The 23,960-nt window shown below is 33.8% G+C and carries 21 protein-coding genes and 3 pseudogenes; 8 read left to right on the top strand and 16 right to left on the bottom strand.

Annotation, left to right across the window (positions count from 1 at the left end; translation table 11 throughout):
• Nucleotides 1–25: 25 nt before the first annotated feature.
• The gene (locus HMPREF2737_RS04510; RefSeq protein ID WP_037550772.1) at nucleotides 26–646 is read left to right on the top strand and encodes a hypothetical protein; all 621 of its coding nucleotides are present in this window, start codon (nucleotides 26–28) and stop codon (nucleotides 644–646) included.
• Between the two features lie 374 nt (nucleotides 647–1,020).
• Here HMPREF2737_RS04510 and HMPREF2737_RS04500 read toward each other — a convergent pair whose 3' ends face one another.
• The 3 genes from HMPREF2737_RS04500 to HMPREF2737_RS04490 form a co-directional block, all read right to left on the bottom strand.
• Nucleotides 1,021–2,223 (bottom strand): hypothetical protein, encoded by a 1,203-nt coding sequence (locus HMPREF2737_RS04500; RefSeq protein WP_037550776.1) that lies wholly within the window; start codon nucleotides 2,221–2,223, stop codon nucleotides 1,021–1,023.
• Nucleotides 2,224–2,618: 395 nt separating this feature from the next.
• Nucleotides 2,619–3,584, bottom strand: a complete 966-nt coding sequence (gene bioB, locus HMPREF2737_RS04495) for a biotin synthase BioB (RefSeq protein ID WP_037550778.1) — start codon at nucleotides 3,582–3,584, stop codon at nucleotides 2,619–2,621.
• 230 nt (nucleotides 3,585–3,814) lie between these two features.
• Entirely contained in the window at nucleotides 3,815–5,008 is a 1,194-nt protein-coding gene (locus HMPREF2737_RS04490; protein WP_037550781.1) for an NADH-dependent flavin oxidoreductase, read from the bottom strand.
• Nucleotides 5,009–5,246: 238 nt separating this feature from the next.
• Here HMPREF2737_RS04490 and HMPREF2737_RS04485 point away from each other — a divergent pair, with 238 nt between their 5' ends.
• The 5 genes from HMPREF2737_RS04485 to HMPREF2737_RS04465 are packed head-to-tail and all read left to right on the top strand — an operon-like array spanning nucleotide 5,247 to nucleotide 9,341.
• Entirely contained in the window at nucleotides 5,247–6,248 is a 1,002-nt protein-coding gene (locus HMPREF2737_RS04485) for an LLM class flavin-dependent oxidoreductase (protein ID WP_080287548.1), read from the top strand.
• Between the two features lie 21 nt (nucleotides 6,249–6,269).
• Nucleotides 6,270–6,611: a glycine cleavage system H family protein gene (locus tag HMPREF2737_RS04480; RefSeq protein ID WP_011274595.1), complete on the top strand. Its 342-nt coding sequence runs from the start codon at nucleotides 6,270–6,272 to the stop codon at nucleotides 6,609–6,611.
• On the top strand, nucleotides 6,612–7,409 hold the full coding sequence (locus HMPREF2737_RS04475; protein ID WP_037550783.1) for a protein-ADP-ribose hydrolase: 798 nt from the start codon (nucleotides 6,612–6,614) through the stop codon (nucleotides 7,407–7,409).
• The gene (locus tag HMPREF2737_RS04470; protein WP_037550785.1) at nucleotides 7,393–8,307 is read left to right on the top strand and encodes an SIR2 family NAD-dependent protein deacylase; all 915 of its coding nucleotides are present in this window, start codon (nucleotides 7,393–7,395) and stop codon (nucleotides 8,305–8,307) included. The genes HMPREF2737_RS04475 and HMPREF2737_RS04470 overlap by 17 nt, the downstream gene beginning before the upstream one ends.
• Before the next feature lie 11 nt (nucleotides 8,308–8,318).
• Nucleotides 8,319–9,341 carry a lipoate--protein ligase gene (locus HMPREF2737_RS04465; protein WP_037550787.1) on the top strand — a complete coding sequence of 341 codons (1,023 nt, stop codon included), beginning with the start codon at nucleotides 8,319–8,321 and terminating at the stop codon, nucleotides 9,339–9,341.
• Nucleotides 9,342–9,593: 252 nt separating this feature from the next.
• On the opposite strand, the gene arcC is transcribed toward HMPREF2737_RS04465, so the two are convergent.
• The 3 genes from arcC to HMPREF2737_RS04450 form a co-directional block, all read right to left on the bottom strand.
• On the bottom strand, nucleotides 9,594–10,523 hold the full coding sequence (gene arcC, locus HMPREF2737_RS04460) for a carbamate kinase (RefSeq protein ID WP_037550789.1): 930 nt from the start codon (nucleotides 10,521–10,523) through the stop codon (nucleotides 9,594–9,596).
• An 18-nt stretch (nucleotides 10,524–10,541) separates the two neighbouring features.
• The gene (gene argF / locus HMPREF2737_RS04455) at nucleotides 10,542–11,540 is read right to left on the bottom strand and encodes an ornithine carbamoyltransferase (protein ID WP_037550791.1); all 999 of its coding nucleotides are present in this window, start codon (nucleotides 11,538–11,540) and stop codon (nucleotides 10,542–10,544) included.
• Nucleotides 11,541–11,845: 305 nt separating this feature from the next.
• On the bottom strand, nucleotides 11,846–12,832 hold the full coding sequence (locus tag HMPREF2737_RS04450; protein ID WP_240558777.1) for a PTS sugar transporter subunit IIC: 987 nt from the start codon (nucleotides 12,830–12,832) through the stop codon (nucleotides 11,846–11,848).
• Between HMPREF2737_RS04450 and HMPREF2737_RS11985 the strand changes: the two genes are divergently transcribed.
• Nucleotides 12,786–12,923: a hypothetical protein gene (locus HMPREF2737_RS11985; protein WP_370591667.1), complete on the top strand. Its 138-nt coding sequence runs from the start codon at nucleotides 12,786–12,788 to the stop codon at nucleotides 12,921–12,923. The two genes, HMPREF2737_RS04450 and HMPREF2737_RS11985, sit on opposite strands and share 47 nt — an antisense overlap.
• A gap of 647 nt (nucleotides 12,924–13,570) precedes the next feature.
• Here the strand turns inward: HMPREF2737_RS11985 and HMPREF2737_RS11235 are convergent.
• The 3 genes from HMPREF2737_RS11235 to HMPREF2737_RS11230 all read right to left on the bottom strand — a co-directional run bounded on the left by HMPREF2737_RS11235 (nucleotide 13,571) and on the right by HMPREF2737_RS11230 (nucleotide 15,696).
• On the bottom strand, nucleotides 13,571–13,975 hold the full coding sequence (locus tag HMPREF2737_RS11235; protein ID WP_080287549.1) for an NINE protein: 405 nt from the start codon (nucleotides 13,973–13,975) through the stop codon (nucleotides 13,571–13,573).
• Between the two features lie 152 nt (nucleotides 13,976–14,127).
• A complete protein-coding gene (locus HMPREF2737_RS04440; protein ID WP_037550794.1) occupies nucleotides 14,128–14,985 on the bottom strand; it encodes a CPBP family intramembrane glutamic endopeptidase in 858 nt (285 codons plus the stop codon).
• A gap of 18 nt (nucleotides 14,986–15,003) precedes the next feature.
• Nucleotides 15,004–15,696: a CPBP family intramembrane glutamic endopeptidase gene (locus HMPREF2737_RS11230; protein ID WP_141745576.1), complete on the bottom strand. Its 693-nt coding sequence runs from the start codon at nucleotides 15,694–15,696 to the stop codon at nucleotides 15,004–15,006.
• Nucleotides 15,697–15,736: 40 nt separating this feature from the next.
• Between HMPREF2737_RS11230 and HMPREF2737_RS04430 the strand changes: the two are divergent.
• Nucleotides 15,737–16,423 (top strand): annotated as a pseudogene (locus HMPREF2737_RS04430) (ABC transporter substrate-binding protein); the annotation flags it as partial.
• Between the two features lie 51 nt (nucleotides 16,424–16,474).
• On the opposite strand, the gene HMPREF2737_RS04425 reads toward HMPREF2737_RS04430, so the two are convergent.
• From HMPREF2737_RS04425 to HMPREF2737_RS04400, 7 genes and pseudogenes are all read right to left on the bottom strand, one after another.
• Entirely contained in the window at nucleotides 16,475–19,678 is a 3,204-nt protein-coding gene (locus tag HMPREF2737_RS04425) for a choice-of-anchor I family protein (RefSeq protein WP_037550796.1), read from the bottom strand.
• Nucleotides 19,679–19,805: 127 nt separating this feature from the next.
• A pseudogene (locus HMPREF2737_RS04420) lies at nucleotides 19,806–20,237 on the bottom strand (class I mannose-6-phosphate isomerase); the annotation flags it as partial.
• Between the two features lie 45 nt (nucleotides 20,238–20,282).
• Nucleotides 20,283–20,384 (bottom strand): annotated as a pseudogene (locus HMPREF2737_RS11980) (hypothetical protein); the annotation flags it as partial.
• The gene (locus HMPREF2737_RS04415; RefSeq protein WP_037550797.1) at nucleotides 20,362–20,673 is read right to left on the bottom strand and encodes a helix-turn-helix domain-containing protein; all 312 of its coding nucleotides are present in this window, start codon (nucleotides 20,671–20,673) and stop codon (nucleotides 20,362–20,364) included. The gene HMPREF2737_RS04415 and the pseudogene HMPREF2737_RS11980, both read right to left, overlap by 23 nt.
• Nucleotides 20,674–20,897: 224 nt before the next feature.
• Nucleotides 20,898–21,236: a nucleotide pyrophosphohydrolase gene (locus HMPREF2737_RS04410; protein ID WP_037550799.1), complete on the bottom strand. Its 339-nt coding sequence runs from the start codon at nucleotides 21,234–21,236 to the stop codon at nucleotides 20,898–20,900.
• Nucleotides 21,229–22,959, bottom strand: coding sequence for a DUF2075 domain-containing protein (locus HMPREF2737_RS04405; RefSeq protein WP_037550801.1), 1,731 nt, complete (start codon nucleotides 22,957–22,959; stop codon nucleotides 21,229–21,231). The genes HMPREF2737_RS04410 and HMPREF2737_RS04405 overlap by 8 nt, the downstream gene beginning before the upstream one ends.
• A 228-nt stretch (nucleotides 22,960–23,187) precedes the next feature.
• Nucleotides 23,188–23,793, bottom strand: a complete 606-nt coding sequence (locus HMPREF2737_RS04400; RefSeq protein ID WP_037550803.1) for a stage II sporulation protein M — start codon at nucleotides 23,791–23,793, stop codon at nucleotides 23,188–23,190.
• Nucleotides 23,794–23,960 lie beyond the last annotated feature (167 nt).

The raw sequence follows: 23,960 nt of genomic DNA, 5'->3' as shown, positions 1-23,960 counted from the left end.
TTATTACAGAATAAAAGTGACAACTATGAATGAACCTCAAGAAAGCACTCTAAAAGACTTAGCGTTATGTATTAAGGCTAGTCAAATGGTAAACGAGCAAAATAATATAATTGATGAAGAAAATATCTATATTAGAGATAAAGTAATTAAAATTATACGTAGAAATGCATTAATATATCGATTAGTTATTTTTATATTATTTTTCTTATTATTATCATCTATATATTTAAAATTCAGATATGTACTACTTGGTTTAATAGTGCATATAATATATTTCATCAGAATTAAAAAATATTCTAAAAATAATCCTGCTTTTCTCAACTCTATGAAATACTCGTTTACACGTAATAGATTAATTCATAAAAATCATTTTACTTCTTCAATTAATAGAATTAATGAAGCCAATAAAGTTAAAAATGAAGTAGCAACTGTTTTAAATGAAATAGATATATATAAACGTATTCCAGAGAAATATTGTAATGCTTATGCTGCATCTAAAATGTATGATTATTTTCTTACATATCGTGCTGACAACATAAAAGAGGCAATTAACCTGTTTGAGCTTGAAGAACATCAATCAAGATTAGAAGCCAAACAAGACTATATTATAAAGCAAAATGACCAAATACAAATTGAGATGTTTTAGCTTCTAGATACGCTGCTGAACTTGCTACACGTGAATCTAGAAAAGCCAAAATCAGTGCTTCAAATGCAAGTTTAAACTCGTTCTTAAATTTATTAAAAAAATAATAAAAATACAATTGTGTGGTGTGCAAATATGCACCTTACAATTGTTAGCGCCGTCATTACCTTAATCGGTAATGGCGGTTTTTTGCGCACTCTTCATTTTCTTTTTTCCCAATCACATACCGTTCTTTTGAAAGTCAGAGAGGTCTCTGAAGCAAATCGTAAAGTACGTTATGCAGCATCTGATGCTCACAAAGTACGTGAAAACATAGAACGTTTATAAAATAATAGAAGCCACTTATCTAGTTACATTGATAGTTAAGTAGTTTTGTTTTATTCTTCATTATTTTCCAAAATAAGCGTGTCATGGTTACTTTTTAAATTTAAAAATTCTTCTTCTGTCAAATTTCTCTGACATATACTTACGCTATTATCGCTTTTTTTCAAATTACCTTTTGATATTTTTCCACTTGAAACCTGATTATTATGTCTACTTTTAAAGAAATAAAAATATTCATCTTCAATTTCTTTTAACATTTCTTTAGTATCTTCATCATTAACTCTATAATCATTTTTTAATACCGTCTCAATAAGATTTTTCCATACTAAATCATATCTTCTAAAGATGAATATAGGTTGGACTTTATTGCTTAAATCACCTTGAAGATATAATGCTATTCTTCTTAAAATAATACGAGCACCTAATAGTACCGTATTTACTTCTGTTTCAACTAGCTCTCTACCGAAGTTATTTTTTCCAAAACCTAATTTGGGTTCTTTCGAACGAAATGGAAAAATTTCAAGATTACACGTCTTTAATTTTTCAGCATTCTCTTTTACTGTATAATAATTCTCTTCTTTTCCTAACTCTTTTTTTAGCTTTCGAAAAACTTTAGTATTCTCGTTATCACTTGTTAACAGAGGATAAAAATACTCTCCTAAATAATAAAACCTATTCGTTAATTTTTTTACACCACTCATTAATTCTTTGAAGTTGGATTCATCTAATTTTATTAAGTTCAATAGCTCTTTACTTAACATTGAGCTTTCAGTATCCACAATATGCTCTTTAATTCTTTCTTCATTTGAATAGTTTGAGAATTTTGCACTTAAATCCCCAGTATCTGTGATTTCAAATTCATCAAAAAAATCTTCTAGATTTTCAGGTTCACTTTTATTATCCAAAATAGCAATATTAGGATTAAGTAAGCATTGAAAAATTGTTGATTTATCAATATCTCCATGTATTTGGTTTGGTAAACCATAATGTATATTTTTAGGAAATTGATTTCTATTATCTGTTTTTAAATACTTATTTTCTAAATTCTCTTCAATCGCTAGCCAAGAAAAGTTTTCACTGTTGTAATTGAAATCACCAGTAAAATAACTAGATTCATTCTCTTTATCCATTAGCTTTAAATAATTATTAATAAGATGTGTAGCTCTCTCTTGTTCCCATGGATTGTATTTTTCCATAAATTCTTTTTTATTAAATATTGTATTATCTAATAAGATCTTTTCAAATTTCTCTTCCATTTGTCCTCGCCCCATTCCTAATAAGTGAGACTTCTACGATAACGTTTATGTTTCGTGATAGTCGTCTCATCACTTACATTTAATCATTTAACAAGGACAATATATGGGGTTATATTATTAATTCGTAATTCAGTGATTTCTGTCGTCTTTTTCTCTAAGTTTGCCTAAATTAACTATGCCTATAGTAAGTGGCGCATATAAAAACATTAATGCATATGCCACATTAACACCCATTACAAAATAAAATATACAGAATACCCATATACCCACTACTATTAATAAAATGTTATGCCAACGTTTATCTCCAAATTATGATTGTTTAGATGACATGTTATTTTTATCCTTTTCTAAATATTATTCTCTTTTATCTTATCAAATATCAAAGTCTTCCTAAATTACCCATCAATCTCAAATCCTAGATCTTCAATCATTTGATAATCGAGTTCATTCGGTTGTCCCCCTGTAATCAGATAATCACCTACAAAGATGGAATTGGCTGCTTTTAATGAGATGGCTTGTAAAGAACGTAAATGGACTTCACGCCCACCTGCAATACGTATTTCTTTAGATGGATTGATGAGTCGAAACATCGTGATAATTCTCAAACATTTCATCGGTGATAACAAATCGAGTCCGCCAAATTTTGTCCCTTTGATTGGATGTAAGAAATTAATTGGAATACTATCAGCGTCAATTTCCTTCAACGCAAATGCCATATCAATAATATCCTCATTCGTTTCCCCCATCCCACATATCACACCAGAACATGGTGAGATGTGATTCGCTTTCATGATTTCAACCGTACGTACACGATCTTCATATGTATGTGTCGTCACGACTTCGCTATGGTAACGTTCACTCGTATTTAAATTATGATTATAACGATCTACACCCGCTTCTTTTAACTTCTCAGCTTGTGCTTCATTCGTTAACCCTAGACATGCACAAATTTTAAGTTGAGGATGCAACGCCTTAATATCATGAACCGTCTCACAGATATGATCAACCTCTCTATTTGTAGGCCCACGTCCACTCATGACAATACAATATGTGCCAATGTGATTGTCTGTCGCTACCTGTGCACCAGCTTTAATTTTGTCAGGTTCTACTAACGCATAGCGTTGTTTTTCTTTCATTTTCACCGATTGACCGCAATAGCCACAGTCTTCTGGACAAATTCCACTCTTCGCATTTAATATCATATTGAGTTTCACTTTTTTTCCGAAAAAGTGTTTTCGAATGATATATGCCTCATTTAATAATTCAAATGTATCAATCGTTTCATCTTCAAATAATGCTAAAGCTTCTTCTTTACTTAGTACGTCTTGATTTAAGATACGTTCTGCTAAATTTAATCTCATGTTGTTAAACTCCTTACTTTAAAAAATCCCGTAAAAACCTAAATGTAAACTTTATATATAAGTAAGTTTACATTAACAACGTGAAAAATTAAATATTTAGCTAGAAATTAACCAAAACAAAAGGCTGGAATGTATTAAAACATCCCAACCTGTATCAACATATTCTCCGTACTAGTCATCATTGCAAGGCAACCAAATCTTTTTAACACATTCGATTTATGCCTTGCGCCCTACTCTTCATCGTAATTTTTCTCTAATTTACGCAATTCATCGCGTGTTTTCTTCTGCAGTCCTTCTCCGTAATCCATCATTTGAACGATGTCTTTAAACGCCGCATGTGGAATGGCAAGTTCATCTAATTCATCTGGATGTACATGTAAATCAATGTCATCTTCACGTCCTTCTGCCAATTTATGAACGAAGTCAGGTTCTGTGACAAATGGTGATGACATGCCAACCATATCAGCGTTATTTAAAGCATCTAGTGCTGTTTCAGGTGTATTAATACCACCACTCGCAATCAACGGCACACGTCCATTTAAATACTCATATACGACCTGATTGACGCGACGTCCATAATTATCGCCTGGTGTACGCGTCTTATTCTGATAAATATTGCGTCCCCAACTTGCGATAGCCAAATAATGAATATTTGCGACTTCCATGACCCAATCTAAATGTTGATTAAATTCATCAACTGTATAGCCTAAATCACTACCTCTTGTCTCTTCAGGTGTCGCTCTGTAACCGAATATGAAATCACTTGGTGCCTCTTCATCGATGACTTTTTGTACTGCCTGCATGACTTCTAAGCCAAAGCGTGCTCGGTTCTCTAACGAATCTACACCATATTGATCATGTCGTTGATTGGAGAATTTAGAGAAGAAAGTTTGAATGAGTAAACGTTGTGCAACGGAGATTTCAACGCCATCAAATCCCGCTTGAATTGCTCGAGATGTTGCATCGGCATATTGTTGTATGACGTCATGAATTTTCTCCACCGACATTTCTAAAACGTCATGTTTAATTGGAGAGTGTAACGTCATTGGACTTGGGCCATAGACTTCCCCATAATTCATAATCGCAGTATTTGAGAATCTTCCAGCATGTGCAAGTTGAATTATCGCTTTATGGCCATCTTGTTTCATAGCTTGAGCCACTTTTCTTAAACCGGGAATGCAGGCATCATCAGAAATATTAAATCCATATTCAAACAACTGACCATATGGCTCAATATATGCTGCGCCAGTCACTTGCAATCCTGCTGAATCAGCACGACGTTTCGCATAACGTATGTCTTCCTCTGTAATATGGCCTTCTTTAGTAGAAGAATTCGTCGTCATGGGCGAAAGGACAAATCGATTAGCTAATGTAATGCCATTAGGTAATGTAATAGGTTCTAGCAATGGTGCGAATTTCGACATTTATGACATCCTCTTTCGTTCTTTATGTATTATTTTCAAAGTATCATGCTTTATGACATTACTCAATCGACTTGTTTGTGAACTGTTTGGACACCCCTTTTCAGGAAAAGAAGAAAAGCATTAGAACATTTGTGTGACGTATAAACTAAATTCCTACAAAATTTCACTAAACACGTTAAAATGGTGGTGGGTATTATAATTAAGGGACTAAACAATTAACTTTGGAGATGAGCGCCAAGTGGATTTCAATATATTAGATTACGCCATGATTGATGAAGGCAAGAATGCGACACAAGCTTTACAAGATACCACAAGACTTGCGAAACTCGCTGATGATTTAGGCTACAAGCGTTTCTGGTTAACAGAACATCATGATGTTCCAGCGTTTGCGAGTGGTAGTCCTGAACTCTTAATGATGCATTTGTTAGGGGAAACGAAGCGTATTAAGTTAGGCTCTGGTGGCGTCATGTTGCCTCACTATAGCCCGTTTAAAGTGGCCGAAAATTTTAAAATGCTAGAGGCACTCCATCCTGGTCGGGTTGACTTGGGTATCGGCAATAATCCAGGTACAGCGGTGGTCAAACGTGCAATGGATGAGGACAAACGTGACTATCTTGATTATTCACAAAGCATTGAAGATATTCGTCATTATTTGACGCGAGCACCAGAGGAACAACGTGTAGGACAAGTCATTAGTCAACCTCACCTATCACGTCATCCAGAAATGTGGCTCTTAAGTGCGAGTCAACGCTCAGCTAAATTAGCTGCTACACAAGGCATGGGCTACACCTTAGGAACATTCTTATTACCTAGCCAAGATAAGATTGATGCAGCTAAAGCGTCAGTAGAAACGTATCGTGAACACTTTCAACAAACTGCGTTAAACATGTCACCCACAGTCATGTTAACAACGTTTGCGATTGTAACGGACACTGAAGAAGAAGCGCAAGACCTACTACACGCTCTTGACGTATGGTTATTAGGGAAACGTCAATTTGCCGAGTTCGACCGCTTCCCATCTATCGAAACAGCAAGACAATACAACTTAAGTGAACGTGATAAACGTGTCATAACTCAGCACCGTGCACGTATCTTAGCTGGCACAATCGAGCAAGTGAAACCCCGCTTGGACGCAATGATCCAAGAATTTAAGGCGGATGAGGTCTTAGTCGTACCGCTATTACCAGACATCGATCAACGATGTCGAACGATTGAACACATAGCACAAGCGTATTTATAAATAGAGAAAGGATGAAATGAAATGGCTAAATTAGCTAATTATTTATATGTCGAAAAGGTAGGAAACCAATATATTTATCGCATGACACCTGAATTACAAGATGACGTAGGTACAGTAGGTTATGTAGAATTTATGGGACCAGACGACGTTAACGTCAATGATGAAATTGTAAGTATCGAAGCATCGAAAACTGTATTAGATGTGCAATCTCCACTTGCAGGTAAAATCGTCGAACGTAATACGAAAGCTGAAGATGAACCAGCGATTTTAAATTCTGAAAAACCAGAAGAAAATTGGTTAGTTAAATTAGAAAATGTAGATGAAGCAGCATACGACGCATTACCAGATCCAGATGAGGACTAAATGCCAGTGAACCAACAAGAACGTTTAGCTTATCTTATTGAAACGATGTGGAAGGAACAATATGGCGACAAGCCTTTAGACTTCCCTCACACTGACACAGAACAATGGGAACTTTATCGAGGTTTAGCCAATGTGCGCCCTCCAAAGCCTGTCAGTTCTGAGTACTTAGATATTCAAGATGCCTATTTATCTACATTAAACAACCAACAAGACATTAAACATATTGATGATTTAACGCCTGTTTCAGATGAGCCATTATATTTATGGCAAGGTGACATCACAACACTTGATATTGACGGTATCGTCAACGCAGCGAATAGCCGATTCTTAGGATGTATGCAAGCGAATCACGACTGCATAGATAACATTATTCATATCAAGGCTGGTGTACAGTTACGTTTCGATTGCGCTCATATAATTGAGCAACAAGGACGTAAAGAAGGTGTTGGTAAAGCAAAGATTACCTCTGCTTATAATTTACCAGCCAAGTATGTCATTCATACAGTTGGCCCGCAAATTCGTAAACAACCTGTATCTCAGATGAATAAAGATTTACTTGCACGTTGTTATCATAGCTGTCTAGCGCTTGCCGATGAAAAGGGGTTAAGACACTTAGCATTCTGTTGTATTTCAACAGGTGTCTTTGGATTCCCACAAGATGAGGCAAGTCGTATAGCGATTGAAACGACACGTCAATATTTACATGAAACTGGCTCAGAGTTGAAAGTACTCTTTAATGTATTTACAGATAGAGATTTAGAACTATATAAGGAGGCTTTCAATGACAACAACAGATAACCCAACGCATAACGAGAATTGGATAGCGCTTGATAAGGCGCAACAACAAGACGCCACTCAAACGGATATCTTGGCACAAGCCATTGATGAAGCTGATGCCATTGTTGTTGGCATAGGCGCTGGTATGTCTGCTTCAGACGGTTTCACTTACATTGGTGAACGTTTTACGCAGAACTTTCCCGACTTTATTGAGAAATATAATTTCTTCGATATGTTGCAAGCGAGTTTGCACCCGTTTGATAGTTGGCAAGAATATTGGGCATTTGAAAGTCGTTTCGTGAAGTTGAACTACTTAGACCAACCTGTCGGCCCTTCTTACGTTGCACTTAAAAAGATACTTGAACACAAGGATTATCATATTATTACGACCAATGCAGATAATGCCTTTTTAGTGGCAGATTATGATTTAAATAAAGTATTCCATATTCAAGGAGAATACATTCTTTGGCAATGTAGCCAACACTGTCATGCACAAACATATCGTGATGATAATGCCATTCGCGAAATGGTAGCTAAACAAGAAGACATGAAAATCCCATATGAGTTGATTCCACATTGTCCAAAATGTGATGCCCCTATGGAGATTAACAAACGTAAAGCACAAGTTGGCATGGTTGAAGATGCAGATTTCCATGCACAATTAGATCGCTACAATCATTTTCTAGATACTCATAAGAATGGCAAAGTGTTATATCTTGAAATTGGTATTGGTTATACGACACCACAATTTGTGAAACATCCTTTCCAACGTATGACGCGTCACAATCCCAATGCCGTGTTTATGACGTTAAACAAGAAAGCGTATCGCATCCCTAAATCAATTCAAGATAGAACCATTCATCTCACTGAAGATATAGCATCATTAATCATTAACGCACAAAGACAATTAACAACTTAGGAGACGAAAACATGTATTTAATAGAACCTATTCGTAATGGTAAATATATCGATGATGGCGCCGTAAACTTGGCGATGCAAGTATATATTAATAACAATATCTTTCTAGACGAAGATATTTTACTTCCTTATTATTGCCAACCTAAAGTAGAAATCGGTCGTTTCCAGAATACAGCGGTTGAAATCAATCAAGACTACGTCGATGAGAACAACATTAAAGTCGTACGTCGTGATACAGGCGGTGGCGCAGTTTACGTCGACGATGGTGCCGTCAACGTATGTTGTATTTTAGAACAGGATACATCCATTTATGGTGATTTCCAACGCTTCTATCGCCCTGCTATTCAAGCGTTACATAATTTAGGCGCAACTGACGTCATTCAAAGTGGTCGTAATGATCTCGCTTTAAATGACAAGAAAATTTCAGGTGCTGCGATGACATTATTGAATAACCGTATTTATGGTGGTTATTCATTACTATTAGATGTCGATTACGACGCCATGGTCAACGTATTAAAACCAAACCGTAAGAAGATTGAATCTAAAGGCATCAAATCAGTACGTGCCCGCGTCGGTCAAATCCGCGATGCGTTAGACCCTAAATATCAAGACATCACCATTCATGAATTCAAAGATCTCATGATTAAGCAAATTATGGGAATAGATGACATTAAAGATGCCAAACGCTATGAATTAACAGACGAAGATTGGGCTGGCATCGATCAATTAGTCGCTGAAAAGTATGATAATTGGGAATGGAACTATGGCCGTTCACCACGATATGAATACAATCGAAATGAGCGCTTTAGTTGTGGCACAATTGATATTTCCCTATCAATTGAACATAACCGTATTGCCGCTTGTCGTATTTATGGCGATTTCTTTGGTCAAGGTAACATTCACGATGTTGAAGAACATTTAATTGGTACGCGTATGGTCAAAGCTGACTTGATTGAACGTTTGAATGACATTGATTTAAAGTTCTACTTTGACAATCTTAGCGTAGAAGAATTTGTGGCATTTATATTGAGTTAATTACAATAAAGTAATTTGAAGTCGCATTTTACACTTTCTGATATTGAAATATTTTAACAAGTTTCATAATACATTTAGTAAACATCAATCCCCTCACTACGCCAACTAGTGAGAGGATTTTTAATACCCAAAAGACCACTAAAAAACCTGAGCTTACGTATGTAAATCACACACATTAAGCCCAGGTTCAACTTATTTATTAAAATGTATTGAGTGTTATTGTATAACCATGTCAAAAGTTAATCGCGTTTATTATTTTTTAATTAATGTACCAATTTTACCGTCTAGGGCATCTCCTAAATCTTCAAGAGATGTAATTAATACACTACCTTCCGGATTTTTCTCGATAAATTGTAATGCCGCTTCTACTTTAGGTAACATACTACCTTTTGCGAATTGACCGTCAGCAATATGTTGATTCATTTCATCCACTGTTACTTCACCTAAAGCTTCTTGATTATCTTTACCGTAATTAATATAAACATAATCTACTGCTGTTAAGATAATTAATTGATTTGATTTTAAGTGTGCCGCAAGTAAAGCGCTTGTTTTATCTTTATCGATAACAGCATCGACGCCTTTATAGTTACCTTCTTTTTTAACAACTGGGATACCGCCACCACCAGCTGCAATAACTAATGTACCGTGTTTAATTAATGTTTCAATGCTATCTAGTTCTACAATGTTGATTGGCATTGGAGAAGGTACAACACGACGATAACCTCGTCCAGAGTCTTCTACGAATTTGTAACCTTTTTCTTCCATTGTTTGTTCCGCTTGTTCTTTTGTATAGAATAAGCCAATTGGTTTCGTAGGATTATTGAATGCTTGGTCATCACCATCTACTTCAACTTGAGTCACTAATGTAACCACTTGTTTATCAATATTTAAAGCATGAAGTTCATTTAATAAACTTTCTTGTAATTGATAACCAATATAAGCTTGACTCATTGCGCCACATTCTGGGAATGGAAACGCTGGTCCTTGACCATTTTCAGCTGCATAATTTAATCCTAAATTAATACTGCCGACTTGTGGTCCATTACCATGGCTGATTACAACTTCATAACCTTTTTGGATTAAGCTAACTAATGATTTAGCTGTTCCTTTAACTAATTCTAATTGCTCTTCAGGTGATTGTCCTAAAGCGTTACCACCTAAAGCCACTACGATTTTAGACATAGGTAGGTCTCCCTTCAATTATTCTCCTAAAGTTGCAACCATTACAGCTTTAATAGTGTGTGCTCTGTTTTCAGCTTCTTGGAAGACAACAGATTGTTCACTTTCAAAAACTTCGTCAGCAACTTCCATTTCAGTTAAGCCATATTTTTCTTGGATTTCTTTACCAATTTTAGTTTCAGTATCGTGGAATGATGGTAAGCAGTGTTCAAAGATGGCACGTGGGTTACCAGTTTTTTCCATCATTTCTTTAGTTACACGATATGGTTCTAATAACTTGATACGTTTTTCCCAAACTTCGTCAGGTTCACCCATTGATACCCAAACGTCTGTGTAGATAACGTCTGATCCTTTAACACCTTCATCGATGTCATCAGTTACTAAGATTTCGCCACCATTTTTAGCTGCGATTTCTTTACAACGTTTTAATAACTCATCAGTTGGATTTAATTCTTTAGGGCAAACTAAGTGGAAAGTCATTCCCATGATAGCTGCACCTTGCATTAATGCATTTGCTACATTGTTACGTCCATCTCCAACATATGTGAAGTTGATTTCATGGTAAGGTTTTTTCAATACTTCTTTTGCTGTTAAGAAGTCAGCAAGTACTTGAGTTGGATGATCTTCATCTGTTAAGCCGTTCCACACAGGCACACCTGAATATTTCGCTAATTCTTCAACAGTACGTTGTGAGAAGCCGCGGTATTCGATTCCATCATACATACCACCTAATACACGAGCAGTATCTTTCGCAGATTCTTTTTTACCCATTTGGCTTCCAGTTGGTCCAAGATATGTCACGTGAGCGCCTTGATCATATGCTGCAGTTTCAAACGCACAACGTGTACGAGTAGAATCTTTTTCAAAAATTAATGCGATGTTTTTACCTTTAAGTTTTTGCTGTTCTATACCGGCGTATTTCGCACGTTTTAAATCCTCTGATAGATTTAGTAAAAACTCAACCTCTTTTTGTGAAAAGTCTAATAGTGTTAAAAAACTTCTGTTTCTTAAATTTTGCATCTTGTACAACTCCTTTGTGATATCTTTCACATGTATTGTAAGCGATTGCAAAATATAATACAACACTTTTTAAATAACTTTATAAATTATTTATGTATAATTGACAAAATGTTTACAATAACATGTTTTTTGATATATTTACAATTTTTAGCGCTATAATGAAAGTGATTACTATGATTTTTACGATTTTATTATTACACATAAAACAGTATTATTAAACTTATTTAGTAAATACTTTCTTTTAGGGATTTATATACCAAAAACCTTCTTTGTAATGACAATACAAAGAAGGTTTATTTTTAATACTATGCGTCTTTAGCACCTCGATCAATCATATCTTGTTTAGTAACAATTGGATATTTCTTAAATACGAGTGAACCAATCCAACCTGCAAGTCCACCAACGATAGCCATGACAACGCCATAAATAACGACTGTCATTGGATTGTTAAAACCAAACATTACAAGGAATCCAGCAATCGGTGTTGCTGTACCTGTCGCATCATTGATCATGCCAGATAATGCGATTATTAAACCTGCAGCTGCTCCACCAAAGAAATTCGTTATGTAAATTGGAATTGGGTTAGCTGACACTATATCTGCTTGTGACAAAGGTTCTATGCTTACTGAAATCGTTGACTTGCGATCACCTAATTTTAAACGATGGAATAATGTACCGTTTATAAATGCCGAACTAAATGCTGCCATTGCCCCGATTGCCATAGGTATACCTGTTAGTCCTAATAAAGCTGTTAATGCCATTGAACTTAATGGCGCAGTACCAACAACTGTAATAATACCGCCAAGAACGATACCCATAAATATTGGATTCGTATCTGTACTACTTTGAATAATGTCACCAATTTTTAAAAGTGTATTATTAACGACTGGCGTTAAACCTGCTGCAATCAATCTTGCAAGTGGCGCAAGTAGAACTACTGAACCAATCAAATCAACGCCATCTGGAACATATTTCTCTGTATACTTCATAACGTAACCGATAAGGTAACCTGCGAAGAAACCTGGTAAGAGATCCATACCACCACAGGCAGCACCAATAACTAGTGCATAGACTGGAGATACACCAATCGCAAGCGCAGTTAATCCAGCTGCAGCAACACCGCCAAGACCTCCCGCAGCATCCCCTAACTCTTCCAGAAATTTGATTCCGAATACTTCTCCACCAACATACTTGTTGAATGCTTCGACTAAGAATGTCGCAATAGCCGCATTTGCCAGTGCTCCCATCGCACGCATTCCGTTAGGCGCTTTATACGTAAATAATGTAAAAATAATAAGAACTAAAATTAAGAATAAAGTACCAATTAGTAAATCCATAAAATTTTTCCATCCCCTTGTAGATAATAAAAAAATGAGAATATAAGTTAACTGTTTTAGACGTTTAAAGTTATCTTTCATCCTCGTTTGGTGACTATTTTACTAAAAAAACAAATTATATTCCACGGAATTTATTATTTTTTATGTAAAAAGCAAAATTAATACTATGCAAAAGAATATATACGAATTTCGCATTTAATATTATTATTTGTTAATTGGAATGACTTTTTATTCATTATTAGCGTAGCACAATTTAAAGTAGATTACTTTTGATTTAAATAAAGTTAATATTTTTATTCTTTTGTTTGTAAAAAGAATTTTATTTTAATTTGACTGGGTATTTATTAAAAGTAGATACATAATTGATGTATTTGTTTTGGGGTAATCATTGCATTAGTAATTTCTTACGTGTTGAATTACATGCTCTTTTCTTTTCAATTTAGATTGAATTACTCACACTTCCTTAAATTATAGAGTACATTTATGAATCACTAATGATCCCATGCCGATAAAATGTATCCTTACTATACATTTTATTAAAAGCCAATAATTGTATTTTCCCAAAACGTCAATATGGCCGTTAAAGCACTTATAGTTCCCCCAATGCTATAAGTGCTTTTGCTATGTATAAAACAAGGGAATGAAACTGAATTCAAGTTAAATTCTGTCCCACTCCCTACCCCATATTATGTCTTAAATATTACCTTGGGCATCTGCAGTTTTTATAAATGCTATAACTCCCTCTATTATTCCAATTACACCAGGAATACCTGTCCAACAAAATAATATATATAATAGTGCTTTACCATATTGTTTTCTATAAAATCTATGTGCCCCCAAGCCACCTAAGAAAAATGCTAACGCTGCATAAACATATTTATTCACTATAAGTTCATCTCCTTTAACCAAATGATTTAAAGAAACGCCAAAAAGTTCTGTCATCTCCAATAATGAATGTATGTCTGGAGAACTGACATCCCTTTCCCAATTTGAAATAGAATGTCGAGAAACATTTAATTTTTCTGCCAACCTCTCTTGAGACATCTTTTTAGACTTCCTTAAGTTTCTAATACGTTCTCCTACACTCTTGGTTTTCAAATTGATCCGCTCCTTTACGTTGCCATCATATGGTTAAAATCTTGTTTATTCTAGCGAAAATTGTGAACAAATACGTTATTTTTGTAGAAATTTTGCGATATGCAATTAATTTTGTAATTTAAGACCTTCCGGAATAGAGGGTCAGTCTAAAATTAAAAATTATAAATATGGTTTGATTTCTTGATAGTTTTAATTAAAAATAAAGCAATTAAACTAAAAATCACTATTCCAACAAGTCCAGTTGAACCATAAAGTAATGGATTGAATTGTGATTCTTTTATAGAGAAAGTAGTTACAGTACTTGAAAATTGATTTAAAATTCCGTGCATTATCGCTGGGACAAAGATATTTCCAGATTTGATATATGAATAAAATAGAATAATGCCAAACGGAATACACACTAATATCATCATTATATTTCCTAGAATTGGATGATTAGGATAATTATGTCCCATTAAGATAAGAGGGAGATGCCATAATCCCCATATAAAGCCGCCTAAAATTAATCCTTTTGTTACTCCAATATTGGTCAATTTAGGGTACATGAAAGCTCGCCAACCTAACTCTTCACCTAGATAAGCAATCATACTAAATAGTATACCTATTGATAGATTAAGTATTATTGGAATCAATAAGTTGATAAATAGTGGTACATCTGGTAGGAAAATAAAAATATCTTTCATTCTATCTTGTTGTTCTGTGCTATTTAGAAATTGATTGGGATTCAACATATAAGAAACTAAGTATATAATTATCAAAGCCAATAGCATCATCAATGGATGTATAAACCAATTTTTAATTTTACCTAATCTAAGTCCGAAGAACTTCCAAAATTTTTTGTCACGATAATAAATTGCCCATACAATGATTGCCGTAATAGCAGGAAACAACATCGTTAAACTCGCAATTATTGAGAAAGCTTGAAGTCCGCCGATTAAATAAACAAGACCTTCAATACTATAGGTTAAAACGAACACTAAAATAATATATGTAAGTAATGAACGACGCATCGTTGATTTGGTACCTCCTTATTGTTGATTTAGTTTTTGGTACTTTCTTTTTCTGAACCAAAGTAGAATAGCTAAAATAATCGCACTTCCTATGTATAATCCAATCAATAATCCTAATGTGCCAAAAACGCCTTGTTGTGTTTCATGAAATTTAATGATAGATTGGCTTGAACTCATAAAGATAAATCTAGTCGTTTCTAGACAAACTAAATGAAACAGCATATTCGCCCATAAGGAACCTGCAAATTCTCTATATAGTTGTAACGTGATGCCAAATATAAAAAACTGAATCATTAAACCTACAACTGACAATAGTTCTGGATTACCTAAATGTATTAAGTTTGAAATAATATGTACTGAACCGCCAATAATCGCAAATAATACCGGTTGGATAAATAATGATGGAATAAATTTAAACTTTTTTCGTAACTCATTTAATATCAATCCACGAATCAACACTTCTTCTGGAAAAGCCTCATATAATACTGCGAAAAGACAATTAAATAAAAACATTACCCAAATATGTATATCCGTACTTACGCTCACATTTTGCATTAGACCTGTACTAATACCTATTACTAATACGATAAATGTAATTAAAAATGGTAGTGCCAATGCTATGATTAAATCTCGCTTATTACTATACCCTTTTAATTTAATTTCTTTTAAAATGTCTGGGTTCTTTGAGTGAATGTACTTTAATGTTATCAATGTCCCAACGGTAAATATAATTCCACTTATCAGTTGACCAATAGGTTTCGCTAGATATCTACACACTAATGGCGGTGTTATGTATAACAAAGATAAAGGAATAAAGACACCTAAAGATTTAGTTGGTAAACGTCTTCAATATCCTGGAGCCCCTGGCCTAGGAGGTATTGCTATTGCTAAAACAATGATTGAAGCTGATAGTGTAACATACAAAGAAGGAGATATAACACCAGTTAATAATAGTTTTTATCATACTGACGCACTATTAAATGATAAAGCAGATGCTGCCACACTTATATTTGAAAACTTTGAGATTCTTGAAGCAAAAAGTAAAGGCTTAAATGTAGATTATTTTGCATTAAAAGATTATAACGTGCCAGACTTTTGCCAATTAATTTTTATTACAAGTCCTAATAAATTAAAAGCGGATAAAGAAAAAATCAATAAATTCCTTAAAGTCATAAAAAAAGCAATTCAATACATTAATACTCATCTCGAAGAGGTAGTCGATGTTTATGCTACATTTATTCAAACGGATATAAGTAATCAATTAAATAAAGACACAATCATTGCAACTACCAAATGTTTTACTAATGATTTATCTATGAGCCCAGAATTTTATGATGACTTACAATTATGGCTTAAGGAAAATGGCAAAATTGAAACAACTATAGATGCTAGCGAATACTTTAATAACCATTTATTATTTAACAGAACTTCTAAATAATAATGATAAGAGCACACTAGATTTCAGATTAGCGTGCTCTTAATTTATATATTATTTCTCAGATTTCGAAGCTTTGCGTTTTCTAATAAATGCTAAGCCTAAACCGCCAAGTAACACTGACCATAGCGTTGTGTTTGTTTCAGTTTGACCTGATTTTGGCAGTTCTTTTTTTACGTTATCAGTCGAAGTATTTGAATGGTTTGCATTCTCAGATACTACACTTCCATGGTTAGTTGCCCCTACGTGATGACTTAAAGATTTTGTGCTTACCACACTCAAGTTATGAGTGTTAGAATTTATTGTTTGCTTATCATGGCTTTCTTCTTGATGATTTACATGGGCACCATGATTCATATTGTGTGAAGCATCTTTACTCTCTACATCTTCATGTGACTGTGCTTTTGTATCATTGTTATCTTCTTGATCTGAGATAACCTCGTCGCTACCATCTTCAAAAATGTCTCCGTCGATTTCATAAAGTGGTTCTAAGCCTTCATCATTTCCAATAGTGTCATCAGAAGTATGGTTGTCTTCATCATTATTTGAAGTATCGTCACCGTTATCAGGTTGTTCTCCATTATCTACATCATAATCTGTATTTGAACCATCATTTTCAGAAGGTGGATTAGGAGTTGTATCGTCATTATTAGACTCCCCATTAGTATTTCCCGGGTTATCATTAGATTGACCGTCGTCCTCATTCTGACCACCTGTTAAATCTTCTAATTCCCAAGCAGATGTTGTGCCAGACAATTCGAATGACGCGATCAACATTGGTTTGCCGTTAGGACTCCCTTCAGCACTTTCAAAAGTAATGCCCTCAGGTGAAATATCTTTATTATCTGGGTCGTATAAATATTTCACAAAATACGGTTCATTAGGATTTGTAATATCATAAATCATAATACCACCAACACGTTCTAAACCGACAAAGGCATATGAATGACTACCTACTTTACCAACGACCACATTTTCAGCTTCTGGACCTTTATCATCACTTCGGTCATCTACTTTAATGTCATCGGCTGATTCATAATTAGCATTAAAGCGTTCAGGTAACACGTCTAAAACGCGTTGCTCAATATCGCTGCCACTGTCATAAATCATTTCTAAATCAGAAGCTCTTAAAATAGAGAATGAACGACCACCATAAGATACAAGCGCATTGTATTTACCATTTGCATCTTTAAACGCATGCGATGTTGTAACTTTCAAACGACCCAATTGTTCGTCATCAAACAAGCCATTCTCCACCATATCATCTAGTTCTGCTTGCGTGTAACCTTGATAATAACGTGCATCCAATTGAATATCATCTTTCAATTTCTTCACACGTTTTTCTTCAGAATAACCCTCATAATCTTGAGAATCGCCTTCATTCGCAATCAATAAATAGGTTTCGCCATTGTAGTCATACGTATCGATGCCATCTGGTTGTAACAGTCCTAATACTGGCACACGGCGCAACTCAGATTTACCATCTTCATCTGATGCATCCATTGCATTTTGTGCTAGTGAATGATCTTTGTAAGGTAACCCTTTCACTTGAACGATTTGTCCTTTTGCGATATCAACCTTTGCAATGGCACTGACTTCCTGTAATGTTACATAGGCATATTTACTTTGACTATCTACCGCAATATATTCTGGTTCAATATTCAAGTAAGCATCTTCCGAATTATGACCTAACGCACGAATACCTTCTTGATGTTCTTTCGTGAACATTGCTGTACGCACATTATTGTCAGTCACATTAGCTGGGCCACCTGTCACATCAATGACTGACACAGATCCTGGTGGGTTAACAGTGTAATCGTCGCTCGGTTCCCCTTCATTAGCTACTAATAAATATTTACCATCTTTAGAAAAAGTGACCATATCAGGAAGACTGCCTACCGTCACATTATTGATGTAATCACCATTTGAACCATAGAATACAACATGTCCTGGATTCGTCTTATCCACTGCTGGCGCAGACACGGCTACATAGTCTCCACTCGGATGTACCGTTACACTTGTTAAATCACCCGCTTCAATTCCATTATCTTGTAGATAAATACGCTTCACTAAATTAATTGCGCCATCTTTTCCAGGATGTTTCACATCAATAATATCCAATGCTTCTTTATCGCCATTTACCGAATACGCATAGCCATTCTTCGGATTGTACTTCACAATTTCTGTGCCACCATTCCCGAAATCCGCGCCACTTGTATAACGACCTTTATGCGTAATATTTAACTGATCTTGACCAGTTCGAGATGCATTCTTTGTACGTTGTGCTGACGTCCATTCAGGCGTTGTAGATAGAATCGCTTTTGGTTGTCGGTCTTGCATGTTCGCATCACGTTGTAACGCATTAAAGAGCACTTGTTTTTGTTTTGGAGACATGTGCTTCATTTGTGTTTGAGGTAAGTCCGAAACTGCTACATCACTCTCTTCTGCAGCAGTTACTTTATTCATTTCTTCTTTTGAAAAAGGTTGAGCGTTAGTACGTGTCGCATTAATATTTGAAACTTCTTCAGATGACGTTACGTTGGATTGAGATACCTCAGAATTTGCTTTTTGGTCAGTTTGTTGTGTCGTATTACTTTTTTCTGATTGTTTGTTTTCAGTAGTTGATTGGGTTGAATTTTTAGTTTCTTGTGTAGTTGCTTTTTGCGTGTTGCTTTGTGAAGATGTTTCTTTAGTTTCATGTTGAGGCTGTACTTCAGTTTGTGATTGTTCTTTTTTAGATTGAACTTCAGTAGTTGATGTCTCTTGTGTCATTACTTCTTGTTTAGAGATGGGTTGTGTCTTTTCCTGTGTAGGTTGTTCAGTCGAAATTTTTTCTTGTTTCATTACATCATCAGATGCTTTATTTTGTTGTGTTTTTTGTTCTTCTTTAGAATGTTCTGATGCTTCATTACTTTGAGTATCATTATGTATAACTTCGTTTGACTCAGTATCCGATTCGTTTGACTGCGTTTCCTCAGTAGAAGAATCCTCGTTAGTCTTTGTCTCTTGTGTAGCTATCGTCTTGTTTTGTGGTTGTTCAACACGTTGCGTTGAGGCTTCATGACTCGGTTGATCTTCAGTTGATTGCGCTTGTTCCATTGATACCTTTTCAGAAGTGTTAGTCTCATTACTTTCGGTAGCAGACGCTTGGCCCCCACCTAAAAATAATAAACTCCCAACTAATATAGATGCCGCTCCGATAGAGTATTTACGAATTGAAAACGACTCACGCTTATTCCCTAACTGCTTCTTATCCATAAAAAATCCCCCTGTAAGATAAAAGTGTATACACCACCATCTTACAAGAGGAATATTTATGGATTATTTGGAGTGAGTAAAGAAATGGTAAAGTGCAAATAATCACACTCACAACAATTTAATACAATTATTCTACACTAGAATAACTCACTATAATACTTAACTCACCTTCAAATTTAATTTCATTATCTTCAGTTGTCAAAATAAAATGTTTACCTTTTTCTATTTCAAAATTTTCACCATCAATATTAATTTTACCATTACCTTCTATTACTGTTATTAAGCAATAGTCATGTGGTTTCTCATAATCTAAAACACCTTGTATATCCCATTTTTCCACAGTAAAGAATTCATTAGATACAAATTGAGTAAATTTCTGACCGTTTCTATGTTTCTCAATAGGTTCTGTGTTAGGGTCTTGATTCGAAATATCAATAACATCTTTACTTTGTTCTAAATGTAGGTCACGCGTATTTCCATCTTTATCTTTTCTATCATAATCATAAATTCTATACGTAGTATCCGAGGACTGTTGTGTCTCTAGAATCATGATACCTGACTCTTCAGAAAGACTTTCAATAACTTCAAATAAAATATTAAAAATAAAAGGATAAAGCTTTTTAATATTGCCTGCTAATGGGTTATTTAAATACACTTTTTTAACGATTCTTAAATATGTTCTGCTAAAAGGTAAACTCTTTATCATTCATTAGAAGTTTGTAAGCTAAATTAATAATAGCCTTACTATCTTTTTCTATAATAGGATTTAGCATAGCCTGAATATATTTAATATCGTATTCTTGATTGTTTAATACATATCCCTTAGATTTAGCACTCTTGATTATTGTATTTTCAAATTTGTCATTCAAAATTTTTATATCGTTTCTAACTGTTCTATTGGACACATTTAGATACTCAACAATTTCATTAGCGCTTAAATATGTATAAGGATTGCTTAAAAATAATTTGATTAACTTCTTATGTCTTTCAATCATCCTCACACCTCCTTAACATTCTCCTTGTGCTTGATCATTTTAATATAATTTTATATTCCAGATTTGATAATAGTAATATACTTAAACTTCAGTGTTCATTATATAAATTATTCAATTGTGGAATGAGCTTCTAATCATACGTAATAAAATCCCCTTGTAAGATAAAAGTTTATCGACTTTTATCTTACAAGGGGATTAATTTCAATATTGATTATTAACTCTTTTTATAACTCATCGTATTTACTATTATTATTTTTACTTTTTTCAACAGGATATTTCTCAGCATTTTTCACTAGTTTTTTTCGAATAATGTCATTAATATCAAAATCTAAGTTGTCTGCTAACATATAACTATAAATCAATACATCTGCTAATTCCTCAGCTAGTCTTCCTTGTTTATTTTCTACTACTTCTTCTGGTGTTTTCCATTGAAATAATTCTAATAATTCAGCAGCTTCTAAACTGATAGATAAAGATAAATCCTTTTCATTATGAAATTGTCTCCAATTACGTTCATCTCTAAATTGATTTATTTCTTTTAATACTTCATGTATTTCATTCATCATTCTCACCTCGTGAAGCTTTTTTAAGTGCCTCTCTCAATTGGTCGTCTACAGCATAAATATATAGTCCATTTACCCCTCGAGTTAATAGAACGTTTAATTCATTTCTCAAAAGCATATCTGAATAATATTCTTTCGAACCGTCTTGCAATGTTCTTCTTTGAGTTACTTTCTTATTAGCACTGCAAGATTTGTCAAATACAATTTGTCCATCCCTATATTTAACTGAAGGACCAATAATAACTCCTGCATAATTCAAATCCAATCCTTGAATAGAGAAAGTTGAACCTATTTCATCTATTGTCTGTTCCTGCTCAACCCAAGGTAAATCTTTAACTTTTCTTTTAGGTTTTATTTGATAGTTCCAAGGCATTGACCAATTATCAACTTTTACTCTCCAATAATCTTCATCTTTAGGCGGTTTACTATTATATTTCCAATCAAATGTAGCAAGCATTCTTGATATACCACTATCTGTATTTTGAGCTTTATTTTTTATCGCAACCTCTAACTCATTAGGTGAATCAAATACTTTAATTTCATAGCCTTTACTGTCTTTTGGAAGTTTGTTTATAGTTTGATTATCAATTAAATTTCTTATCCAATTGAAAGTAGTTTCATCACTATTGATACGCATTTGATTTCTTAATATAACTCGATTATTTATATTTTCCGATTGATTATAGTATTTTTCTAACTGTTCTTCTTCCCATATTTGTCCAGTTGTTAATACTTGCTTTAAATCTAATACAATAACTACGACTTTAGCTCTTTGTAATAAATCATCTAAATGATTTTTTCCTTGATAACTCTGCTGTCCTTGCGTTAGTAGCAAATGTGCTTCATCAACTATTACTACATCTACTTTATTCTCTGGATTATGGCTATTGATAAAGCTAGTTGGTTTTCGTACTATTTTATTAAATTTACTAGAAATCCCTAGTTTTTTAGCTATTTGATCATAAATAGTTACATGTTCATTGTGATTTACTAAAAGATTTATATCTAAATTCTGATTTAAATCTAAGTTATACTTACCTAGTTCGTATAATAATGTACTCATTAGTACAGTTTTACCTGACCCTGCTTCACCTTCAACAATTATCAATTGACTCTCTTCATTTGATAAAATTGCTGCTTTAATTTTATTTAATATCTCCTCTTTTGCATTTATTTGTTCTTGAGTTAATTTGTGAAATGGAGAAGCTTTAAATATAGCAGAATCTTTTATTATACTTTCAATTGGGAATAAAGCCCCATTCTTTTTATGTAGTGATTGCCAAATATTTGAGAAAATTTCATCTAATTTTTCAGAAGTATAATATTCATTTTGTTGATTAGTCCTACTGTTATGCACCATTGAAATATTATCTACACTGAGCAAATATTGCATGAGTCTATTTTCAATATCTAGCGTTAATGACTTATTAAATAATTCATGACCAATGACATACATTGAAGAATTATCTGATTCTGAAAATTCTTCCCAAAATGCTTTGACTTTTGTATCCGCATTAAGATGCTGTCTTGTCCTACTTTTAATATCTCCAGTCTCACCAACATAAACTTCAAAATCATTTTTCTCTTTTTTATCATTTATTATGTAAACTGTTGGATATCTTAGTAAAAACTTTCCATCTTTAGATGTTTCCCATTTTTGCACTGATTCATTTAGTTTGTCTATTGAATATTTTATATTTTCAATTTTTAATAATTGTCCCATCTCATCACCTATATAGCATATCGTCTGATAATCCCATTTTATCAATTTTCGGACTAATTTTATCAAGTTTTCACCAAATTTTATATATACAAACCGAAATTCAAAAGAAAAAGAGATTTCTACACTAAGTAAAAATCTCAACTACTATTCAATTAAGTTTAATGAACTTAACATTATATTTTAAATTATACTGAAAGCGTGAGCTTCATTTAGCTTTATGTATGAGGATCAACTCATAAGATTAAATAAAAAGTTTGATACATAGGTTTCTAGAAAAGCTGCAATAATGATTAATGGTAATGCGATCAATACATAGGATTTGATTACATTGATTAAGTTAACTTTTATCGCGTAGTTTTCTTTTTTACTTTTCCTAAAGAGATTGGTAAACCGACGTGTGATGGCTTTGTTTAGCATATACAACGCACTTGTTAAAATACAAAAGCCCATGATTTCAAATGTATAATGTGGGATAAATGCTATACTCCCTATCAACCCTTTATGTAAATCAAAGCTCAGAAGAAAGCCTAATAGAATTCCGGGCATAATAATGGTAACCACTAGATTAATCAAATAAAGATAAGGTATAGGTAGTAAGGCTAAGATAAACATTTGTAGTGGAACTCGGAAACCATTATTAACGATATACTTCCAAACTTTTTCAAGTCCTTTAGTGTTGCCAATTTTTTCACTCGCATTTCCCATATTTTTCAAGTCATTGAAAGATGGATGAACAAAATAACAGAATATCGTAGTAATGATTAAACAAATGGTAGCAACTACAAAGATTTTCACGGCACGTTTAATAATTTCCAAATCGAATGATTTTAGCATAAGCAACCTCTCTTTTATCTCTTATACTAACAAACATAACATGAGCCTGGGACATAAATAATAGGATGATGCTATTTTGCAAATTCGCAGTAGCTGACTAAACTGAAAAGGTGCTTAAATCAAGCTTTTTCCAGTTTTAGTCATCCTTGCGGGGGGTGGGACGACGA

The sequence above is a fragment of the Staphylococcus sp. HMSC069D12 genome (assembly GCF_001810405.1).
GTDB lineage: Bacteria > Bacillota > Bacilli > Staphylococcales > Staphylococcaceae > Staphylococcus > Staphylococcus haemolyticus.
Note: the sequence above shows the minus strand (reverse complement) of the source record. Positions and strands in the feature narration are given on the sequence as shown.